The organism is Planctomycetia bacterium (assembly GCA_034440135.1).
Taxonomy (GTDB): domain Bacteria; phylum Planctomycetota; class Planctomycetia; order Pirellulales; family JALHLM01; genus JALHLM01.
The window spans coordinates 1-17,291 of sequence record JAWXBP010000482.1; the positions used below are offsets into that span (position 1 = coordinate 1).

The 17,291-nt window shown below is 61.6% G+C and carries 15 protein-coding genes; 7 read left to right on the plus strand and 8 right to left on the minus strand.

Annotation, left to right across the window (positions count from 1 at the left end; genetic code table 11):
- Window positions 1-70: 70 nt before the first annotated feature.
- The 5 genes from SGJ19_27485 to folK all read right to left on the minus strand — a co-directional run bounded on the left by SGJ19_27485 (window position 71) and on the right by folK (window position 5,406).
- Window positions 71-1,222, minus strand: coding sequence for a glycosyltransferase family 4 protein (locus SGJ19_27485; GenBank protein MDZ4784008.1), 1,152 nt, complete (start codon window positions 1,220-1,222; stop codon window positions 71-73).
- Entirely contained in the window at window positions 1,219-1,998 is a 780-nt protein-coding gene (locus tag SGJ19_27490) for a CorA family divalent cation transporter (protein ID MDZ4784009.1), read from the minus strand. The genes SGJ19_27485 and SGJ19_27490 overlap by 4 nt, the downstream gene beginning before the upstream one ends.
- A gap of 175 nt (window positions 1,999-2,173) precedes the next feature.
- On the minus strand, window positions 2,174-3,607 hold the full coding sequence (locus SGJ19_27495; protein MDZ4784010.1) for a hypothetical protein: 1,434 nt from the start codon (window positions 3,605-3,607) through the stop codon (window positions 2,174-2,176).
- An 11-nt stretch (window positions 3,608-3,618) separates the two neighbouring features.
- On the minus strand, window positions 3,619-4,443 hold the full coding sequence (locus SGJ19_27500) for a hypothetical protein (GenBank protein MDZ4784011.1): 825 nt from the start codon (window positions 4,441-4,443) through the stop codon (window positions 3,619-3,621).
- Between the two features lie 222 nt (window positions 4,444-4,665).
- Complete coding sequence (gene folK / locus SGJ19_27505) at window positions 4,666-5,406, minus strand: 2-amino-4-hydroxy-6-hydroxymethyldihydropteridine diphosphokinase (protein ID MDZ4784012.1); 741 nt, start codon at window positions 5,404-5,406, stop codon at window positions 4,666-4,668.
- Between the two features lie 538 nt (window positions 5,407-5,944).
- Here folK and SGJ19_27510 point away from each other — a divergent pair.
- A complete protein-coding gene (locus SGJ19_27510; protein MDZ4784013.1) occupies window positions 5,945-6,805 on the plus strand; it encodes a glycosyltransferase family 2 protein in 861 nt (286 codons plus the stop codon).
- A 26-nt stretch (window positions 6,806-6,831) separates the two neighbouring features.
- Here SGJ19_27510 and SGJ19_27515 read toward each other — a convergent pair whose 3' ends face one another.
- From SGJ19_27515 to SGJ19_27525, 3 genes are all read right to left on the minus strand, one after another.
- On the minus strand, window positions 6,832-8,322 hold the full coding sequence (locus tag SGJ19_27515; GenBank protein ID MDZ4784014.1) for a hypothetical protein: 1,491 nt from the start codon (window positions 8,320-8,322) through the stop codon (window positions 6,832-6,834).
- Window positions 8,323-8,441: 119 nt separating this feature from the next.
- Entirely contained in the window at window positions 8,442-9,206 is a 765-nt protein-coding gene (locus SGJ19_27520) for a DUF1080 domain-containing protein (protein ID MDZ4784015.1), read from the minus strand.
- A gap of 400 nt (window positions 9,207-9,606) precedes the next feature.
- Window positions 9,607-10,626 (minus strand): PIN domain-containing protein, encoded by a 1,020-nt coding sequence (locus SGJ19_27525; protein ID MDZ4784016.1) that lies wholly within the window; start codon window positions 10,624-10,626, stop codon window positions 9,607-9,609.
- A 390-nt stretch (window positions 10,627-11,016) separates the two neighbouring features.
- Here SGJ19_27525 and SGJ19_27530 point away from each other — a divergent pair, with 390 nt between their 5' ends.
- The 6 genes from SGJ19_27530 to lepA all read left to right on the plus strand — a co-directional run.
- Window positions 11,017-12,339 (plus strand): DNA-directed RNA polymerase subunit alpha C-terminal domain-containing protein, encoded by a 1,323-nt coding sequence (locus tag SGJ19_27530; protein ID MDZ4784017.1) that lies wholly within the window; start codon window positions 11,017-11,019, stop codon window positions 12,337-12,339.
- 38 nt (window positions 12,340-12,377) lie between these two features.
- Entirely contained in the window at window positions 12,378-13,388 is a 1,011-nt protein-coding gene (locus tag SGJ19_27535) for an alpha/beta fold hydrolase (GenBank protein MDZ4784018.1), read from the plus strand.
- Window positions 13,389-13,494: 106 nt separating this feature from the next.
- Window positions 13,495-13,980, plus strand: a complete 486-nt coding sequence (locus SGJ19_27540; protein ID MDZ4784019.1) for a hypothetical protein — start codon at window positions 13,495-13,497, stop codon at window positions 13,978-13,980.
- Window positions 13,964-14,260, plus strand: a complete 297-nt coding sequence (locus tag SGJ19_27545; GenBank protein ID MDZ4784020.1) for a hypothetical protein — start codon at window positions 13,964-13,966, stop codon at window positions 14,258-14,260. The genes SGJ19_27540 and SGJ19_27545 overlap by 17 nt, the downstream gene beginning before the upstream one ends.
- A 112-nt stretch (window positions 14,261-14,372) precedes the next feature.
- Window positions 14,373-15,407: an ROK family protein gene (locus SGJ19_27550; protein ID MDZ4784021.1), complete on the plus strand. Its 1,035-nt coding sequence runs from the start codon at window positions 14,373-14,375 to the stop codon at window positions 15,405-15,407.
- Window positions 15,408-15,529: 122 nt separating this feature from the next.
- On the plus strand, window positions 15,530-17,291 hold a 1,762-nt coding region (gene lepA, locus SGJ19_27555), incomplete at its 3' end, for a translation elongation factor 4 (protein MDZ4784022.1).

Genomic DNA, 17,291 nt, shown 5'->3' on the forward strand with positions numbered 1-17,291 from the left:
AACTGCTGACCCAGCCACGCCACCTAGCCCGCACCACACTGCTCGCAGGAAAAGCCCACTCGTCGTAAGATCAAGCGAGACAAGCGACAGTGCCATTCGCGTCAGACACTTCATTGTAGTGCCGCAGCAGTCCTTCGGCAGACCGTTCCGCGCCGAAGGCATCCACGATCCGGCGACGAGCACGTTGGCCCAACTCCGCACGACGTTCCGGGTGGAGCAGCAATTCTTCGATCGCCTCGGCAAGTCCGCGCGGATCGTCGGGCGCGATCAGCACCGCCGCTTCGCTGTCCGGCGCAAAGATCTCGCGCGTCCCGCCGACGTCCGTGGCGACGATTGCACAGCCGCTCGCGCCCGCTTCGAGCAGCACGCGCCCGAACGGCTCTTGCCGCGCCGGATGGGCCAACAACGTCAGCTCGCGCAGCAAGCTAGGCACGTCGGTGCGGACGCCGAGAAAATGTCCACGGCTGGCGAGCGCGCCGCTGGAAAACGTGCTGCGGAGGTTTTCCTCAAACCGCCTGGTTTCCTCTTTCTCGGAATGTCTTGTGCCGACGAAGACGTACTGCAACGTCGGCCAGCGATCCGCGAGCATCGCCGCCGCGTCGGCCAGGACGTGCTGACCTTTGCGCAAGATCAACTGTCCCACGCAGCCGATCAACTGTGCGTCGTGCGGCAGTCCCAATTCACGCTGCAACCAGCCGTTCGGTTCGCTAGGTTGAAATTCTGTCACATCGACGCCGTTATAAAGCACGCAGGTTCGTTCCGGGATCAATCCTTGCCGCACATGCGCTTCACGCGTGGCCGCGGAGACGGCGAGCAAGCGGCGATGACGATTCAGATCGCCCACGGCGGCCTTACTCAGACCGACGATGTCACGGAGATGCGCGATGCTCGGCAATGCCAGCGCCTCGGCGACCGGCCCGGACAGCCGGCCCATCGATAGGCTATTCGCGTGCAGCAAACTAGGCTCGAGACTTCGCAAGCGATCAGCAATTTCTTCGCGCAACAGATTGCGCGGCCGAGCGCCGCCATCACTGGCGCGATATTCGATCGGTTCCACGGCGATGTCGCGCGCGCGGAGCGTGGCCATGAGTGCGCCGGAAGCAGGGCCGAACACGGTCGGCGTCCAGCCGCAGGCAATAAGCCTCGGCAAGACGGCCAAGAGAGAATGCTCGCCGCCGTTGAGCGTGCCGAACTCGCAGAGGATCGCTACGCGCCGCGTCATGTGCGTCGGGGCGGCGCTGGTTTCGCGCGTCCCTGTTGTCCAATCGGCGCCGGGCGCCGGCCAACGCCGATCGCCAGAATCAATCCGGCGATGAGACCTGCGCCCAGCACGACGTAAAAGGTTGCGGGCGACGGGGCGCTCTCGAAGCCGTGGGCCATGTTCATGCCGAAAATGGAACTGAGCGTGGCGATCGGAAAGAAGAGCGCGACGAGCAAATTGAGTCGATGCGTCGCCACGGCCATCTCATAGCTTCGCTGCGATTCCAGTTCCTGGTGGTACGCCACTTGGAAATCGAGCGACGCCTGGGCATCCTGTTGGGCCAACTCCGCGGCGCGTTCCAATTCACCGGCGCGGTCACGCAGCGCGATCAAGTCTCGATCATCAGGACAGAGTTCACGTCCTTGCTGCAATGCCGCATGCAGGTTTCGCGCGGTCCGCGCCAATGGCGTCAATTCGCGCAGGATGCCATAGAACGCCGTAGCGCTCGTGGCGACTTGGAGCGCGTCCTCCCATTTGTCGATCTTGTTGGCGAATTCGTCGATGTGCGACTTGAGCCCCTGAATCCCCGCGCCGCAGGCGTTCGATTTCCATGCCCCGGTCGGATCGCGCCAAAAAAGGCGACCGACGCGTTCCGGATCGGCGGCCGTGGGGGGCTGGTGCAGCACCAGCAATAAATGCCCTTCGGCCTCCATGGCGCGTTGGCGTCCGGCGGTTTCGCCCAAGCGGTCGCGAATCTGTTGCGGCAACGTCCACGCGGGTGGCAGGATAGATTTCATAAAGAATCGATGGCGATGACCTCAGGTATTTCGGTTTCCAACGGAATATAGCCTTTCGCCAGGTCGGCGTTGCTTTTTGTCTCTATTGAACGAGGCACGAATCGGGATGAATTGGGGCGCGCCCGTGTCTGCTTTCGCTCCGCGAAAGCCCGCCCTTTCGCGGAGCGAAAGGAGACTATGTACGGCACTCCAGCGGCGTGTCGCGAAATCGCCACGCCGCCCAGGTCAGGCCGATCGCGCAGCCTAGGAACACCAGGTCGTTCGGCGTGCGCTGGTGAGTCGGCCACAGCAGCGGGAATTCGAAGAAGCAGTGGTTGAGCGTGTAGTACATCCACGTGACGAACAGCAGCGTGCCGCCGGCGAATCGGCGACCGGTTTGTGCCGCGCGGGCCGGTTGCGCTTGCCAGAACGCGAAGGCCGTGGCGATCACCATGGGTGCCGCGAAGTACACGGCCCAACCCACGCCGACGGAAATCTTTCCATCTTCATAAGCCAATTCGCGCAGCGTTTTGCCGGCGATCGGCCCCAGCGTGAACGGCAGCACCATCAAGTACGGCCAAAGGCGACCGCCGGCGACGGCCATCAAAGGGATTACGCCCATCGGCAACGCGAGATCGGCGATCGGCGAGAACCACGCGACCGTGACGAATTCTTCGGCCACCAGCGAAAAGATGTGTACCGCGACGAGCACGAATTCCAACCAAAGCGGCATCGTGCTGGTCACGGGCTCGTTGAGCGGCGCAATCCGCGCGCGGTTCAACCATACCCCCAATCCCAGCACTCCGCCCCAAGTTGCCCCGAACGTGGTCTCCATGCAGTTCCACCAGTTGATCGGATCGATCGACTTGCCGATGCCCGTTTGAAACAATTGCGGATTCCAGGCATGAAACGCTTGAATGCATTGCCCCAGCGGAAAACCAATCGCGCCGCCGAGCATGGCGAAGAGGGCCAAGCGTAGCGCCAGGCGATCGCCGCGAGCAACGCCGACATACAAGACGGCGCCAACCAGCGCGAGCAACATGCCGCCCCAGACCTCGGGGCGCGGCTTCAGTTCAGCGCCCGGCAGGAATCGCCAATCGGCGGAGAAATAAACCCTCGGTAGCACGCGCGCGGCCGGATCGAACGGCTCATTGAAGTAGCGCATCCCGACGAGCGCCAGTCCGATCATGCCGGCCATGATCCAAGCCCAATCGACGGCGCGGTACGTCTTGCCGCTCAAGCCCATGCCGAGGAACAAACCGCAGCCGCCGATCCAGAGCGCGCCCTTGAGCGAGAGGCCGAGCATTCCCCAGCGCAGCGCTTCCCAATTGCCAACCAGCGCCGCGTCATGCGTCAGACCGACCGTTTGGCCATAGGTCATCGAACCGCCGAAGGCCACGCCGATCGTGCCCCAAGCGACTGCGCGCGCGAGCCGCAAGGAGATTCCGCCGGGACAGTGCAACAGTACCAACGTGAGACTCACAAGCAGACCGGCAATCATCGCGCCGGTTTCGTGCCCATATTGACCGCGAATCCCCCAACCCAGCCCGCCGGCCATTGCCGCCAACGCGACCGTGGTGCAGAGCGACGGGGAACCCGAGGCGGGTCGAACGGCGGCGGTGGCGTCCATGGACGCCGAGTTTACGGCATCGCGCCGCGTCGGGCGAGTAGTACGCAGGACGCCAGGCCGCATCCGATCATCAAGTAAACAGCGCTCGGCTCCGGCACGGCATTGCCCGATCCCGCGCCAAAGTTATTGCGCACAGCGTTCAAATCGTCGATGCTGACGACGCCGTCGAACGGCGCCGTGTCGCCGAGGACTGGATTGCCCGTCGCACCAAACTGATTGCGGACATTGTTCAAATCCTGAATGTCGACCGAGCCATCGCCGTTCGTGTCGCCTGGCTGATCGTCAGCAACGGTACGAAGCAGCAGATTCGGGCCGAAGAAGGGCACGCTGAAGGCCGGCGGATTGACTTCGTTTGGAAAAACAACGTCTGTCCCGCCGATCGCGAAGCGATAGTCTTGGTAGGTGATGTGGGAATCGACCGCTAGTTCATCAAGTGGAATTTCCGCCGCATTCAATGGAACGAGCGGCGTGTAGCCGGCAACGACGTAGCTCTGGCCGGCGTTCAGTCGCAATGGTTCGATCGCCGTGTAGCGAAAGATTCCTGCCAGGGTGCTCGCCGTGTTGACGACGACGCGCACGAGCCGTTGCTTCGTAGCGAAATCGTAGAGCGCTACCGGATGTTGTTTCGAAACGGGAAAGCCGTTTTGCAGATGGTCAAAGTAGCCGAGCGCCGTGACCTCGATGTCGACGTTAGGACGGAACCGAAACCCATCGGTCCCCTCCGCGGCAGGGTCCGCTATCGCCGGAGGAGCAAACGAAAACATCGGCGTGTCCGCCATGGCGAACGTGGACGCCGCAGACCAGGCCAATAGAATGCCAAAAATGGATCGTCGCATGGTGCTCGAAACGCTCAACCGGTGGACGCGGCCCCGGCGTGATTATAGCCACCGGCTACGGAGTTTGCGCCATTTGTGGACGACTTTCCAAGTCGCTTCGAATGCCGTCGAAGTAAAGTCCGGCAACACCAGCCCGCACCGCCAGCGAGGGGGAGCGGAAGTTGCTAGCCGAAACGGCAGTCTGGCGAAGTGAGTCGCCTGTCTCCAATTTCGACCGAGCGATCAATCCGCGAGCCCCTGCATTGCCAGCACCGCTTCCCGAGCCGCCGCATTCAGATTTCTGGTATCAGCTTGCAGCACGAGCCCGTCGTCCCAACGAGTCAATACGCGCCGCCTTTCGTCGGGCGACGTGTCACCAAGGTCATGCAGTTCGATCGTCAGCCGCGGGTGAATCGCATCGTGATTGGTCAGAAGCCACGCTTCGCCGTGCAACGCGATACGTGCGGCAAGCATCGCGCGATCTTCCGACGAGCCGCCGATGATTTTCGCCTCCTGTGGAGCGACCTGCACGTGGCGCCAAATCTCCTCGATCGTGCAGCCGAGCGTCGGATGCAGCATCGAACCGGCGATTTCCGCCGCGGGTTCCAGCACGAAGCGGCGGAGCGCGAAGAGAGGGTGCGGCACGGTTAGCACGTCGTCATCGACGACTTGCTCCTCATAGAGCAGCAGATCGAGATCCAATGTCCGCGCCCCCCAATGTTCCGTACGCCGACGCCCAAAGTCAGTTTCCGTGTCGGCGAGCCGCTTCCACAGATCGTGAGGCGACAACGACGTTTCGATCAGGGAAGCGCCGTTGAGAAATGCCGTTTGAGCGCTCGGCCCTCCGATCGGCGCAGTTTCGCGCCAACTTGACCGCGAGATTTCACGGATCTCCGACTGACTCGCGAGCGATTCGAGGGCCGCCGCAAGCGTCGCGGCGCGATCGCCTTGATTGGCTCCCAGTGCTAACAGCGCGCGAGGCATGTTCGTGACAATTCACGGACCCGGAAAACGAAACGGGGCGTCGACGTTCCATCTCAATGGATCGCGTCGACGCCCCGCGACGTCTAGCAAGCCCTGACGGACGGGCCGAAATGCTGTTGGCGGGGACTTCCAGGCCACGAACCAGTCGCCGACAGTCGATCCTTACTGTCGCCGCCCCCCACAGCAAATCAACACGATGTCAAGGCGACATCATCTTCATTCAAATCCTGCCGGCGCGCAATCTCAGCGCGAAGTTTCCGCGCCGGGCGTTGCGAGTCGCACTCAAACGGGCCGAGGTTGCCCGCGCGCCGCGAAGCCGACAAGACGATGTCGACTTTCACTGGCTTCCACACGACATGTGGCAGCGGACATTGTGCGAATTGGCTTGCGATTGTCAAGCAACCCGGCGACGACTTTTTTTTCTCGCGCGGAATGGCGCCAGCAAAGCGTTGCTAGCATTGCATCTTGATCGGCGACGCCGTTCGCGCTTACCATAACCTTGATCTGGGTCTGATCCGCAGCACTGAGTTCTTGTCGCATGCCCGAGCCATTGCCTACGCCGTCCGCGTCCGAGGAAGAAACCGACGTCGCGCGGCGCTTGGCCGAGATGCTCGCCGGCGACGAACATCTCGATCGGATCGCGCTCTGCGAATCGCTGTTGGGCGTCGCGTCGTGCCGGCAGTTGGGAATCTATAGAATCCCGGCGGGCTTTCGCCTATCCGTCGTGATTCCCGTCTACAACGAGATTGCGACGCTGGCGAAAATCGTCGAGCGCGTGCGGCAATGCGGATTGCCGACGCAAATCGTACTGGTCGACGACGGCAGCACCGACGGCAGTCGCGAGCTGCTGGAGCAATGGCGCTCCGAGCCGGGTTTCACGATCGTCTTGCAACCGCGCAACCAAGGCAAGGGCGCGGCGCTCCGCGCAGGCTTCGCGGCTTCCACCGGCGATATCGTAGCAGTGCAGGACGCGGACTTGGAGTACGACCCCAGCGAATTGCCGCGGCTGGCGCAGCCGATCATCGAGGGCCAGGCGGACGTGGTGTTCGGCAGTCGCTTTCGCGGCGACAACCAGCGCGTACTGTACTTCTGGCACTACGTCGGCAATCGCGTGTTGACGCTGCTCTCCAACGCGTTCACGAATCTGAATCTGTCGGACATGGAGACGTGCTACAAGCTCTTTCGGCGCGACGTAATTCAGCGGATCGCTCCGCGGCTGCGCGAGAATCGCTTCGGCTTCGAACCGGAGATCACCGCCAAAGTGGCCGCGCTGCCAGAGATCCGCGTCCACGAGCGCCCGATCAGCTACGCTGGCCGCACTTACGCGGAAGGAAAGAAGATCACCTGGCGCGACGGATTCCGCGCCCTGTGGTGTATCGTGAAGTATCGGCGCGGGTAGCCAGGCCGCCCGACGCCTGCGTCGGTCTACTCGCGTTCGGCGTTCGAAGTCAAGTGCTTACGAATGGTTTGCGCGATTTGACTGGCGCCATAACCGTGTTCGACGAGCAGGCAGGGGATCTCGAACTGCTCGCACAACGGGCGCAGGCGCTGTTGCACGTCGTGTCCGATCAGCGTGCGAATCAACAACAGCAGGTGCAAGCCTCGGTTGCGAATGCGTTGCTCGAGCGAGTCGAGAATCGCGGGGCGAGACGACTCATACGTCTGCCAATCCAACTCGTCGAAATCGAAGACCCGCTGCAATTGCCGGCGCACATCCTCGCGGGCGACGCCGCCAATCATCAGCGCGGTCATGCCTTGGGTGAACGTGCGCACGTCGGCGCAACTGTCGATGAGCGGCTTGTCCTTGTCGGCGCCCGCCTCTTGCAGTCGCTCCAGGTTGCGTCGCAACGCGCGGAAGTCGGCGCCTTCGTTGATTAGTTCTTTGTACGGCATCACAAGTTCCAGGACTTCTTCGTCCGACGAACCGCAGACGGCGATGGCTTGTGAGACCAGTTCGCGGAATTCCTCGGCGCCTTCTTCCGGCAGGTTGAAGTGCGAGATCGCGGCCCGCAGCTCGTCGATCAATTGGCGACCTGTTTCCCGCGCGGCGCGGCGGCGTTCTTCTTCTTGCAGTTGTCGATCGCGCATTGAGCGTTCCTGGTCGGCGCGCCGATGCCTCGCTTCCGCCGAGGATTTGACCCGCTCCTCGGCGTCGCGAATGTAGGTGTCCCAATTCGTCTTGAAAGTGGGCTGGAACGCTTCGATGAAGCCCGGCTCGTGTTCCTTCGAGATGCCGACCAGCTTGCGAAACACGCGCCGGCTTTGCGCGTGCAGTTCCTCGGTCAGCTCCTTGGTCTGCAGCAATCGCACGCGACCGACCCAGACCATCAGTTGCGACATCTGCTCTTCGCGCGAGAGCATGTCGAAGTGCGTGGAGACGAGATCGACTTCCTTTTCGAGGGCTTCGAGCTGGCCTTCCGGAAAGAAGGTCGCGCTCATCTTCAACAGCCGGTCCCCTTCGGACAGCGTCGCGTCGGCGTCCGGCTGCAAGCGCTCGATCTCGGTGCGAACTTCCTCGTATGCCTTGCGCGCCTCGACCAGCACTTTGCGCGTCTCCTCTTCTTCTTGGAGCACGCCTTGCAATTCCTGCTCCGCATCGCGGCGGCGCTGCGCGATCTCGGCACGGGAATCGGCGACCAGCTTTTGCGCTTGTTCCCAGGATTCAAGATGGTTCTTGAGCTGGGCGATCTTCGGCAACAGTTCGTTCAACTTGGCGTCGTCAATGGCGCACTCGTCCAATTGTGGTTGCCGGACGCGCTTGATTTGCTGGGATCGCTCCGAGGCCACGCGATAAGCCTCTTGCGCCGTCGATAGTCGTTGCGTGGTTTCGGCTAGCTGGCGATTCAGACGATCCGCGCTGCAACGGGCTTCGGTGTGGCGAACGAGTTCCGACAATTGATCAAGCGACTTGGCCATGAAGATAAGTATCCTTGGTTGTCTATCAATGCGAGTGCCGCGCTAGGCGGTACGGTATCGGCCGCGTTCTCGCAACGGAAACGTCTCGGCCAGGCGACGCGCCTGACCGCCCTCAACGCTCATTCGCGCGCCGGAACCTGCCCTTCCGAGGCTGGCGCAGTTTGCGCCGCGTCCAATCGGCGCAAGCGGATGTTCCGCAAGGCGGCCGACGTTTGCCAAGAGGCGATGCCCAAGGGCTCGCTGGCTTGAACTTCCACGCGAATCGAAATCTTGTGCGACTTGATCTCGAAATCGACGACCTGCTCGTCGTCGATCCAGGCCGCGATCCGCTCCGGCGTAACGCGGAGTCGAATCTTGTACCATTTGTTTTTGTCAAAGCTCATAAACTTCGTCGTCTCATTCATCGAGGCGTCGAAGCGATCGATACTGGACAAACCGACGATGGTGCCGCCCCAACCGCCGACGATCAAAGAGCACGGAACTTCGCCGACCGGAAACGTCAGCCCGCAGAAGAAATCGGCGCCGTCGACGCGCATCGCCTCAAGTTCGATTTCATAATTGGTGCGCGGCAGTTCGCCGCCGTCCCAAGTGATGCCGGTCATGTCTTGACCGACGCCGAGCACGATTTGGCCGTCAGCGACTTCGACGCTGCCTTGTCCGGCGAATTCAGATTCCTTCCAACCGTCGAGCGACTTGCCGTCGAACAGCGGCCCGTCTTCCACAGGCTTGGTTTCCGCCTTTTCCGGCTCCGCGCCGCGCGCCGCGCGATCAAACGGCCAGGCTATGAATTCTGAAGCGCCGCCTAGGTTGCGCTCCGGAATCGGAAGGCAAGTGGTCCGGCAATGCGTGGGAGTCGAACCTAGTCCGATTAACGCGTGTTGCAAAGATAGCTTCAACACGCCAGCGGTAGACCACAGCATTAGGACCGAGAGCAGTACTTTGACGTAATGTCTCGAGGTCCAATGAATCCGCGTTAACATTTTTCCCCCGTTTGCTGGTCGGACGACAGCCCTCCCGACAGCACCTTCATATCATACACCACGCGTGTCATCTGAAAAGCAGTCGAGTTCCAACTTGCGACGCAACGAATCCAACCCCAGGCATCCAAAACGCTGCGCGCAACTCCGCTCACACCATCTTAGATCAAGGGCGCAGGATTAAACCCCCTATCTGGGTTGCGGGCGCTGAAGTTTCATGTGTTGAATGAGCGCAATTTAACCACGATTCACAGCTGCTGCAGAAATTCATAGTATCGCTGCGCAAAAAATAAGCTGGAGTCGGCCGTCAAGTCTTGGCGCCGGACTCGCGCTTAGCGAACACCATGCGGCCGGCGCTGGTTTGCAGGACGCTGGTCACGGCCACCCGCACCATTTGATTGAGTGCTTCGCGACCTGCCTCGACCACGACCATCGTGCCGTCGTCGAGATAGCCGATGCCCTGTCCGAACTCTTCCCCGGGCTTCACAATCCGGACTTCAAAATGCTCGCCGGGCAGGAAGATCGGTTTCAACGCGTTCGCCAAATCATTCAAGTTGATCACGCCGACGCCGTGCAATCGCGCAACCTTATTTAGGTTGTAATCGTTGGTTACCACCTTGCCGTCCAAGTGCTTGGCCAGCAGCACCAACTTGAGGTCGACCGGTTGCCCGGCGAATTCCGGAAGTTCCCGATCGTAGATCTGGAAATCGACCTCGGTGTTCGATCGCAACCGGTTCAGCACGTCCAGGCCCCGGCGGCCGCGCGTGCGACGCATCCTGTCGGAGCTATCGGCGATCGATTGCAGTTCCGCCAAGACGAAGCGCGGCATGATCAACTGGCTGTCCAGCACTTTCGCCTCGATCACGTCGGCGATGCGCCCGTCGATGACCACGCTGGTATCGAGCACGAACGGTTTGAGTCCCTTGACTTCTTTTGAGAATTCCACGTAAGGAATCAAGAAGCGAAAATCGTGTCGCGTTTGGATCAACAGGCTCACGCAGACGTAGCAGGTAATCATTGCCAGCACGAGCTGAGCCTGGTTGCGGACCATTTCCGAGAGCTGCAACGGCGTCAGCGCGAAGCCTCCCACATAGGCCAAGAACAGGCCCACAATCAGACCGAAGTAGACGGACGAAATGATGTCGAGTTGTTTGGTCCGGATGAAGATGTCGGCTGCGATGACGGCGCCCGCCAATCCGATGACCCCCAGGAACATGAGCCAGGGCAACCACAGGTTTTCTTCCGGAAGCACGCCGGAGCGAAGGATCGTCACGCCGACCGCCGCGGCCACGATTAAGAACAGGCTCCGTAGAATGATTAACGACATCGATCAGCAACCCGACAATTAACGACACTTGGCGCAGGGAACGCCAACCCAAGCAACGGGTAGATCAGCTCCTCCATTCTATCAGTCCCCCCTCTGGTAGCCAGAACAAAGTCAGTTTCTGGCGTGCAGATTCGTGCGCCGCATCGCCGTAAGCGCAACAATCGGCACGTCTTACAGCACATCACTGCAATGTGATTGAGGCGGGACGATCGGCGGCCGGTTGACAGGATTTCCCTGCGCGGATAGCATGACCCGATTGGTTTCGGGTCCGCTGGCAAAGGACTTACGGCGTTTTGACCCGCTTCTATTGGCTCGGCGGCTGGGGCGAGGAAGCCCGCGCGGTCGTGGGGCATTTTCCATTGGTAATCGCAGTCAGGGGGAATCGTGTCCATGCAGGTCGCACTACAGACGGATCTCAAGGGAATTGTGCTTGACGGTTCGGTGTTCGGCCCTCAGGAAATCCAGCAGATCACGGCCACGATCTCCGCTGATTTTGCCAACTACCGGGTGCTGCGCGAGGCCGTGCAGGAGCTGGAAGTTCGCGAGGCGACCCCGGCCAGCAAGGTCCGGCTGGGGGTCTGCTATTACCTGCTCGGTCGCTACCGCAGCGCCGCGGAGACGCTGAGCACCGCCGACGGCGGCGCGTTGGCACAGTTCTACCTGGGCCGCACTCGCGCCTCACAGGGCCAATACAACGACGCCATCGAGGCCTACCAAAAGGCCTCCAAGGGAGGCTACGACGTGGGCCTCGCCACGTTGGCCAAGGTCGAGGCGCTGCGCCAGGCAGGCCGCCACCAAGACGCCATGACGACCCTGGACAGCTTGTCCGGCGCTATCGAACAGACCGCCGAATACCTGTATCAACGGGGCGCGACCGTCGCGGCCCTGGGGAACAATCCCTCGGAAGTCGTGGCGCTGTATGAACGGGCCGTCGAATCCGACCCGGCCCATGCCGGCGCCTTGTTCGGCCTGGCGCTCGAAAACGATCGCCGGGGCAACGATGACGAGGCGCTCAAGCTCTACGAGCGCTCCGCCACCCGTTTCCCGAGCCACATCGGGGCGTTGCTGAACTTGGGCGTCCTGTACGAGGACGGCCAGCGCTTCGATCGCGCCGTGCAGTGCTACCAGCGCATTCTCGAAGCGCATCCCAATGAGCCGCGCGCCCGGCTGTACTACAAAGACGCGCGTGCTTCCGGCGACATGTTCTTCGACGAAGACGCCCAGAAGCGCCGCGACCGCATGAGCCAGGTGCTGAGCATTCCGGTCACCGATTTCGAGCTCTCGGTGCGCAGCCGCAATTGCTTGCAGAAGATGGGTCTGTTGACCCTAGGCGACCTAGCCCGCACGTCCGAGCAAGAGTTGCTCGCCAGCAAGAACTTCGGCGAAACCTCGTTGGTCGAAATCAAGGAAATGATGGCCTCGAAGGGGCTGGAACTGGGTCAGTTCGCTCACGAACGCCCGATGCCGGAATTCACCTTCGAGCCGGAAGTGATGTCGGCCGACGAGCAAGTCGTGCTCAACAAGCCGATCTCTGATCTGAATCTCTCGGTTCGTGCCCGCAAGTGCATGATCCGCCTCGGCGTGGTCACCATCGGCGACCTGCTGCGCCGCACCGGCGACGAATTGCTGGAGTGCAAGAATTTCGGTGTCACCAGCCTGACGGAAGTCCGCGAAAAGCTGACGATCCAAGGACTGCGACTGCGCGGGGATTGAGCGGGGGCTAGCTATTGTCGCACCGGGAGTCCGATTCGATGTGTCAGGACGTCACATTCTTTCGGTGCGGGTTCGCCTGCGCGGCGCTATGTGTTTCGTTGGCGTCGCTGTCGCGTGGCGACGAACCAGCGGCCCAGGATCTCGCCGATGAAATCCTGGCGGCCGCGCGCGGCGAGTTGCCGAAACTGCCCGTGCCGACGTTCGGCGGCCTTCAGCATTGGAACGACACGCAGATCATCGGCGGCTGGCGCATTCAGCAGAACGTCCTCACCGGGCACTACCGGCTGCTGGATAACGACGAGCGCCGGCAAGCCTGGGGCGTTCAATCCGTTTGCCAGCGTCGCCTCGACACGGCCTGCGAAAATGGCGACGCGAAGCCCGCGCGCGGAGAAGTGGTGATCGTGCTGCACGGACTCGGCAGCGGGCGCTGGGCGATGCAGTCGCTGGTCAAGCACCTCCGCGAGTCCGGCTTCACGGTGGTCGACGTCGGCTACTCCACCACGTCCGGCACGGTCGCCGATCACGCCGAAACGCTAGCGAAGATCGTGAGCAGCTTCGACGAAGCAGAGAAGCTGCACTTCGTCGCGCACAGCTTGGGCAATCTCGTCACGCGCCGCTACTTCGCCGACCTCGCCGCGGACAAGCGAGATCGTCGAACGCGCGATCGCATCGGCCGCATGGTGATGCTGGCGCCGCCCAATCATGGTTCCGAGCGCGCCAAGTTCTGGGCGGAGAGTCAACTATTCGTCAACACGCTCGGACCCACGGTGAAAGAAATGGGCCCCCACTGGAAAGAACTCGAAGCCACGCTCGCCGTGCCCCCCGGCGAGTTCGGCATCATCGCCGGCGGCCTCGGCAATCAATCCGGCTTCAACCTCACCATCGACGGCGACGACGACGGCACGCTCTCGGTCGACGAAACCCGCCTCGACGGCGCAGCCGACTTTGCGGTCGTCTCTTGTACGCATTCTTTGCTCGTCTATCACGACGACGTATTGCAATACACGACGCGGTTCCTGCGGCACGGAAGGTTTCAAGGCGAGGAATGAGGGTTGGTCTCGCGCGGCAAGGCACCTTCGGTCCGAAACTGGCTTCGCCAACCGCAGGATGCTATCATAAAGGTACAGTCCATCGTCTCACATTGCCGACCTTCGTATGTTGACTGACTACCTCGCTTACCGCACCGCCAGTGATCAAATTCGCGCGTTTGCGTCGGTCGGCGAAAATCCGGATGAGAATCGGAACAAGTCGACTTTGACAGCCGCGGCGACAATGGAGGCCGCCGAGTGCGAGAGCTTTCTACAACTTGGCATCGACGCATTTCACTGGCTGATTCGCGCGGACGAACAGTACCGTAAAGCAGTCTTTTCTGGCGCTCTTGAGTACGATTCGTCGTTCGACGCCTCGTTTGACGAAATGGCGCAGCGGTGGCTCAAGTCCGGCGCTGCCGCCGACGCTTGGATTGAGTCGCTCGCCGGTCGTGGCTTAGCGCCCGCGAATCTTCACGATTTTCGTGAGTGCTTGAGGCAGATTCGATCAATCGTCGAAGAAAACGACGAGGTCACCGGCGAGATTGCCGTGCTGCGCGATCAAGCGATCGAAGCGTACCACGCAGGGGACACGGATGAGTGGACGCCGTAACCGACGCGCACCAGAGTTTAAGAAGCTGTTCGCTGCATTGCCGGCGCACATCCAAGATCACGCCCGCGAAGCGTTTCAGCGGTTTGTCGCCGACGCTTCGCACTTGGCGTTGAGACATCACGCCCTGAAGGACAATGACCGCGGTCGTCACAGGGCCGGCAGTTTTTCCGTTTCAGTCACTCGAAGCTATCGCGCCATTTATTACATCGTCGAAGAACAGAACGTCTGGTACTGGATAGGCACCCACGCCGACTACGACAAATTCACCGGCCACAAGTAACCGCTCGCTCGGCCCCTCCGCCGCTCAATTGCCCCCCGCTTCCCACTCCCGTATATTCGAGCGATCGGCGTTTGCCCCTGGTTGCCGCTCCTGCTCCGCTTGAAATACGGTCATGTCCACCCGCCAACTCATTTCCGCCACGGCCGCCAAGCCGCCGTTTTTTGCCGGCGTCGACCTGGGCGGGACGAACATCAAAGCTGGCCTCGTCGACGACCTGGGCCGGCCAATGTCCTGGGTCAGCGTGCCGACGGATCCCCGTACTGGGCCGGAAGACGCCGCGAAGCGTATGGGCGAAGCGGTCCTGGAAGCCATTAAGCAGGCCGGCGCCGAACGGGAGCGCGTGGTCCGCGCCGGGCTCGGCAGCCCTGGCACGATGGACATTCCCGCCGGCAAGCTGCTCGAACCGCCCAATCTGCCCGGCTGGGACAATTTTCCGATCCGCGACCGCGTCAGCTACTACAGCGGGCTGCCGGTCTCCTTTGCCAATGACGGCGGAGCGGCCGCTTACGGCGAGTTCTGGGTCGGCTCCGGCGAAGATTTCCGCAGCATGGTCCTGCTGACGCTCGGCACCGGCATCGGCGGCGGGATCATCGTCAACAACTTCTCGCTCGACGGCGAGCACAGCCACGGCGCCGAGTGCGGGCACATCATCATCGACTACCAGGCGGACGCCCGGGTCTGCAATTGCGGCCGCAAGGGGCATCTCGAAGGTTACGCCAGCGCCACGGCGCTCATGAAACGGACGCAAGAAGCCCTCGATAGCGGGCGCAAGAGTTCCCTGAGCCATCGGTTAGACAACGGCGAAAAACTTACGCCGATCCTGATCGGCATGGCGGCCGAAACCGGCGATTCACTCGCTGAAGAACTCATCATGGAAACCGCCATGTACCTCGGCGTGGGCGTGGTGAGCCTGATGCACACCATCGATCCGGACGGCGTGGTGCTCGGCGGCGCGATGACCTTCGGCGGCCACGAGACCGAGCTCGGCCGACGGTTCCTGAATCGCGTCAAACAGGAAGTCGACGAGCGGGCGTTCCCCATTCCCGCCCAAAAAACCGTCATCGACTACGCCCGCCTCGGCGGCGACGCCGGCTTCATCGGCGCAGCCGGAATCGCGCGGGCGGATTATCATAGGGAAAAAGGATGAAGCCGAAATTCGGAACGCGGAACGAGCCTGCTTCCCACGTTCCGAATTTCGCGTTCCGAGTTCATCCTTCGCACACTATCGTGCGCCGGAACCAGTAAATCTCCCCCGAGGCTCCGACGTCCTTGCCGCATCCTAGCTGTCAGCATATCCGCAATTTCTCCATCATCGCCCATATCGACCATGGCAAGAGTACGCTCGCCGATCGGTTGATCGAAACCACGGGGACGGTTCAAAAGCGCGAGCTCCGCGAGCAATTGCTCGATGACATGGAGTTGGAGCGCCAGCGCGGCATCACGATCAAAGCCCGCGCCGTGGCGATGTCGTACATGCTCGACGGCACGCGCTACGAATTGAACCTGATCGACACGCCCGGCCACGTCGATTTCCACTACGAAGTTTCGCGCTCTCTCGCCTGCTGTGAAGGCGCGCTGCTGCTGGTCGACGCCTTCCAAGGGGTCGAAGCGCAAACCGTGGCCAATGCCTACGCCGCGATGGAGCACAATCTCCGCATCGTGCCGGTGCTCAACAAGATCGACCTCGTTCACGCGCGGCCGGATGAAGTCAAGGAAGAGATGCAGCAAGTGCTCGGCATCGAGCCGGACGACGTCGTCGCCGTGAGCGGCAAGACCGGCATCGGCGTGCCTGATTTGTTGAAGGCCATCGTCGCGCAGATTCCGCCGCCGGACGGCGACCCCAACGCGCCGCTCCAGGCGATGGTGTTCGACTCGCACTACGACGAATTCCGCGGCGCGATCACGTATGTCCGCTTGATGAACGGCGTCGTCAAGAAGGGGCAGAAGATTCGCTTCCTCAAAACCGGCGCCACGCATGAAGTGCTGGAGCTGGGGCAATTCGTGCCGCTCCGTCGTCCTTGCGAACAACTGCAAGCGGGGCAAGTCGGTTACCTGATCTGCAACATCAAGGACATCAAGCAAGTCCACGTCGGCGATACGGTCTCCGTCCCCGGCGACGCCGCCGCGCTACCGCTCCCTGGCTATCAAGCCCCGAAGCGAATGGTCTACTGCGGACTATATCCCTCGGACGGGCAGGATTTCGAAGAACTGCGCGATTCGCTCACCAAGCTCAGCATCAATGACCCCAGCTTCGAGTTCGAGCCGGAAACCAGCGACGCCCTCGGCTTCGGGTTCCGTTGCGGCTTCCTCGGCCTGTTGCACATGGAGATCATCCAACAACGGCTGGAACAAGAAGCTGATCTCGACCTGGTGCAGACGGCGCCGAACGTGACCTACGAAATTCTCACCCGCAACGGCGAGACATTGCGCATTTACAATCCGCAGCGCGTGCCCGACGTCGGGGTGATCGAGGAGTTCCGCCAGCCGATCGTCAAAGTCAACTTCCTGCTGCCGGCCGAATACATCGGCCCGATGATGCAGCTTTGTTCCGACCGCCGCGGCGTGTACGTCCGCACAGAGTATCTTTCGCCGACGCGCGCGATGCTCGTCTACGACCTGCCGCTGGCGGAAGTGATTTACGACATGCACGACCGGCTCAAGAGCATCACGCGCGGGTACGGCACGATGGACTACGAGTTGGTCGGCTATTTCCCGGCCGACCTGGTGCGCCTCGACATCCTGGTCAACGGCAACCGCGTCGACGCCCTCTCGATCATCTGCGACAAACGCGACGCCGACCGCCGCGGCCGCGCCATCGCGAAAAAACTCAAAGCCGAAATCGACCGCCACATGTTCGAAGTCGCCATCCAAGCCGCCGTCGGCAGCCGCATCATCGCCCGGGAAACGATCTCCGCGATGCGCAAAAACGTCACCGCCAAATGCTACGGCGGCGACATCACCCGCAAGCGCAAACTCTGGGCGAAACAAAAAGAAGGCAAGAAGCGCATGAAGTCGATCGGCAGCGTGGATA

Excerpts from the sequence above, each read along its gene's own strand:
- SGJ19_27485 (MDZ4784008.1), bottom strand. The coding sequence starts at position 1,222 with ATGACGCGGCGCGTAGCGATCCTCTGCGAGTTCGGCACGCTCAACGGC.
- SGJ19_27490 (MDZ4784009.1), bottom strand. The coding sequence starts at position 1,998 with ATGAAATCTATCCTGCCACCCGCGTGGACGTTGCCGCAACAGATTCGC.
- SGJ19_27495 (MDZ4784010.1), bottom strand. The coding sequence starts at position 3,607 with ATGGACGCCACCGCCGCCGTTCGACCCGCCTCGGGTTCCCCGTCGCTC.
- SGJ19_27500 (MDZ4784011.1), bottom strand. The coding sequence starts at position 4,443 with ATGCGACGATCCATTTTTGGCATTCTATTGGCCTGGTCTGCGGCGTCC.
- folK (MDZ4784012.1), bottom strand. The coding sequence starts at position 5,406 with ATGCCTCGCGCGCTGTTAGCACTGGGAGCCAATCAAGGCGATCGCGCC.
- SGJ19_27510 (MDZ4784013.1), top strand. The coding sequence starts at position 5,945 with ATGCCCGAGCCATTGCCTACGCCGTCCGCGTCCGAGGAAGAAACCGAC.
- SGJ19_27515 (MDZ4784014.1), bottom strand. The coding sequence starts at position 8,322 with ATGGCCAAGTCGCTTGATCAATTGTCGGAACTCGTTCGCCACACCGAA.
- SGJ19_27525 (MDZ4784016.1), bottom strand. The coding sequence starts at position 10,626 with ATGTCGTTAATCATTCTACGGAGCCTGTTCTTAATCGTGGCCGCGGCG.
- SGJ19_27530 (MDZ4784017.1), top strand. The coding sequence starts at position 11,017 with ATGCAGGTCGCACTACAGACGGATCTCAAGGGAATTGTGCTTGACGGT.
- SGJ19_27535 (MDZ4784018.1), top strand. The coding sequence starts at position 12,378 with ATGTGTCAGGACGTCACATTCTTTCGGTGCGGGTTCGCCTGCGCGGCG.
- SGJ19_27540 (MDZ4784019.1), top strand. The coding sequence starts at position 13,495 with ATGTTGACTGACTACCTCGCTTACCGCACCGCCAGTGATCAAATTCGC.
- SGJ19_27545 (MDZ4784020.1), top strand. The coding sequence starts at position 13,964 with ATGAGTGGACGCCGTAACCGACGCGCACCAGAGTTTAAGAAGCTGTTC.
- SGJ19_27550 (MDZ4784021.1), top strand. The coding sequence starts at position 14,373 with ATGTCCACCCGCCAACTCATTTCCGCCACGGCCGCCAAGCCGCCGTTT.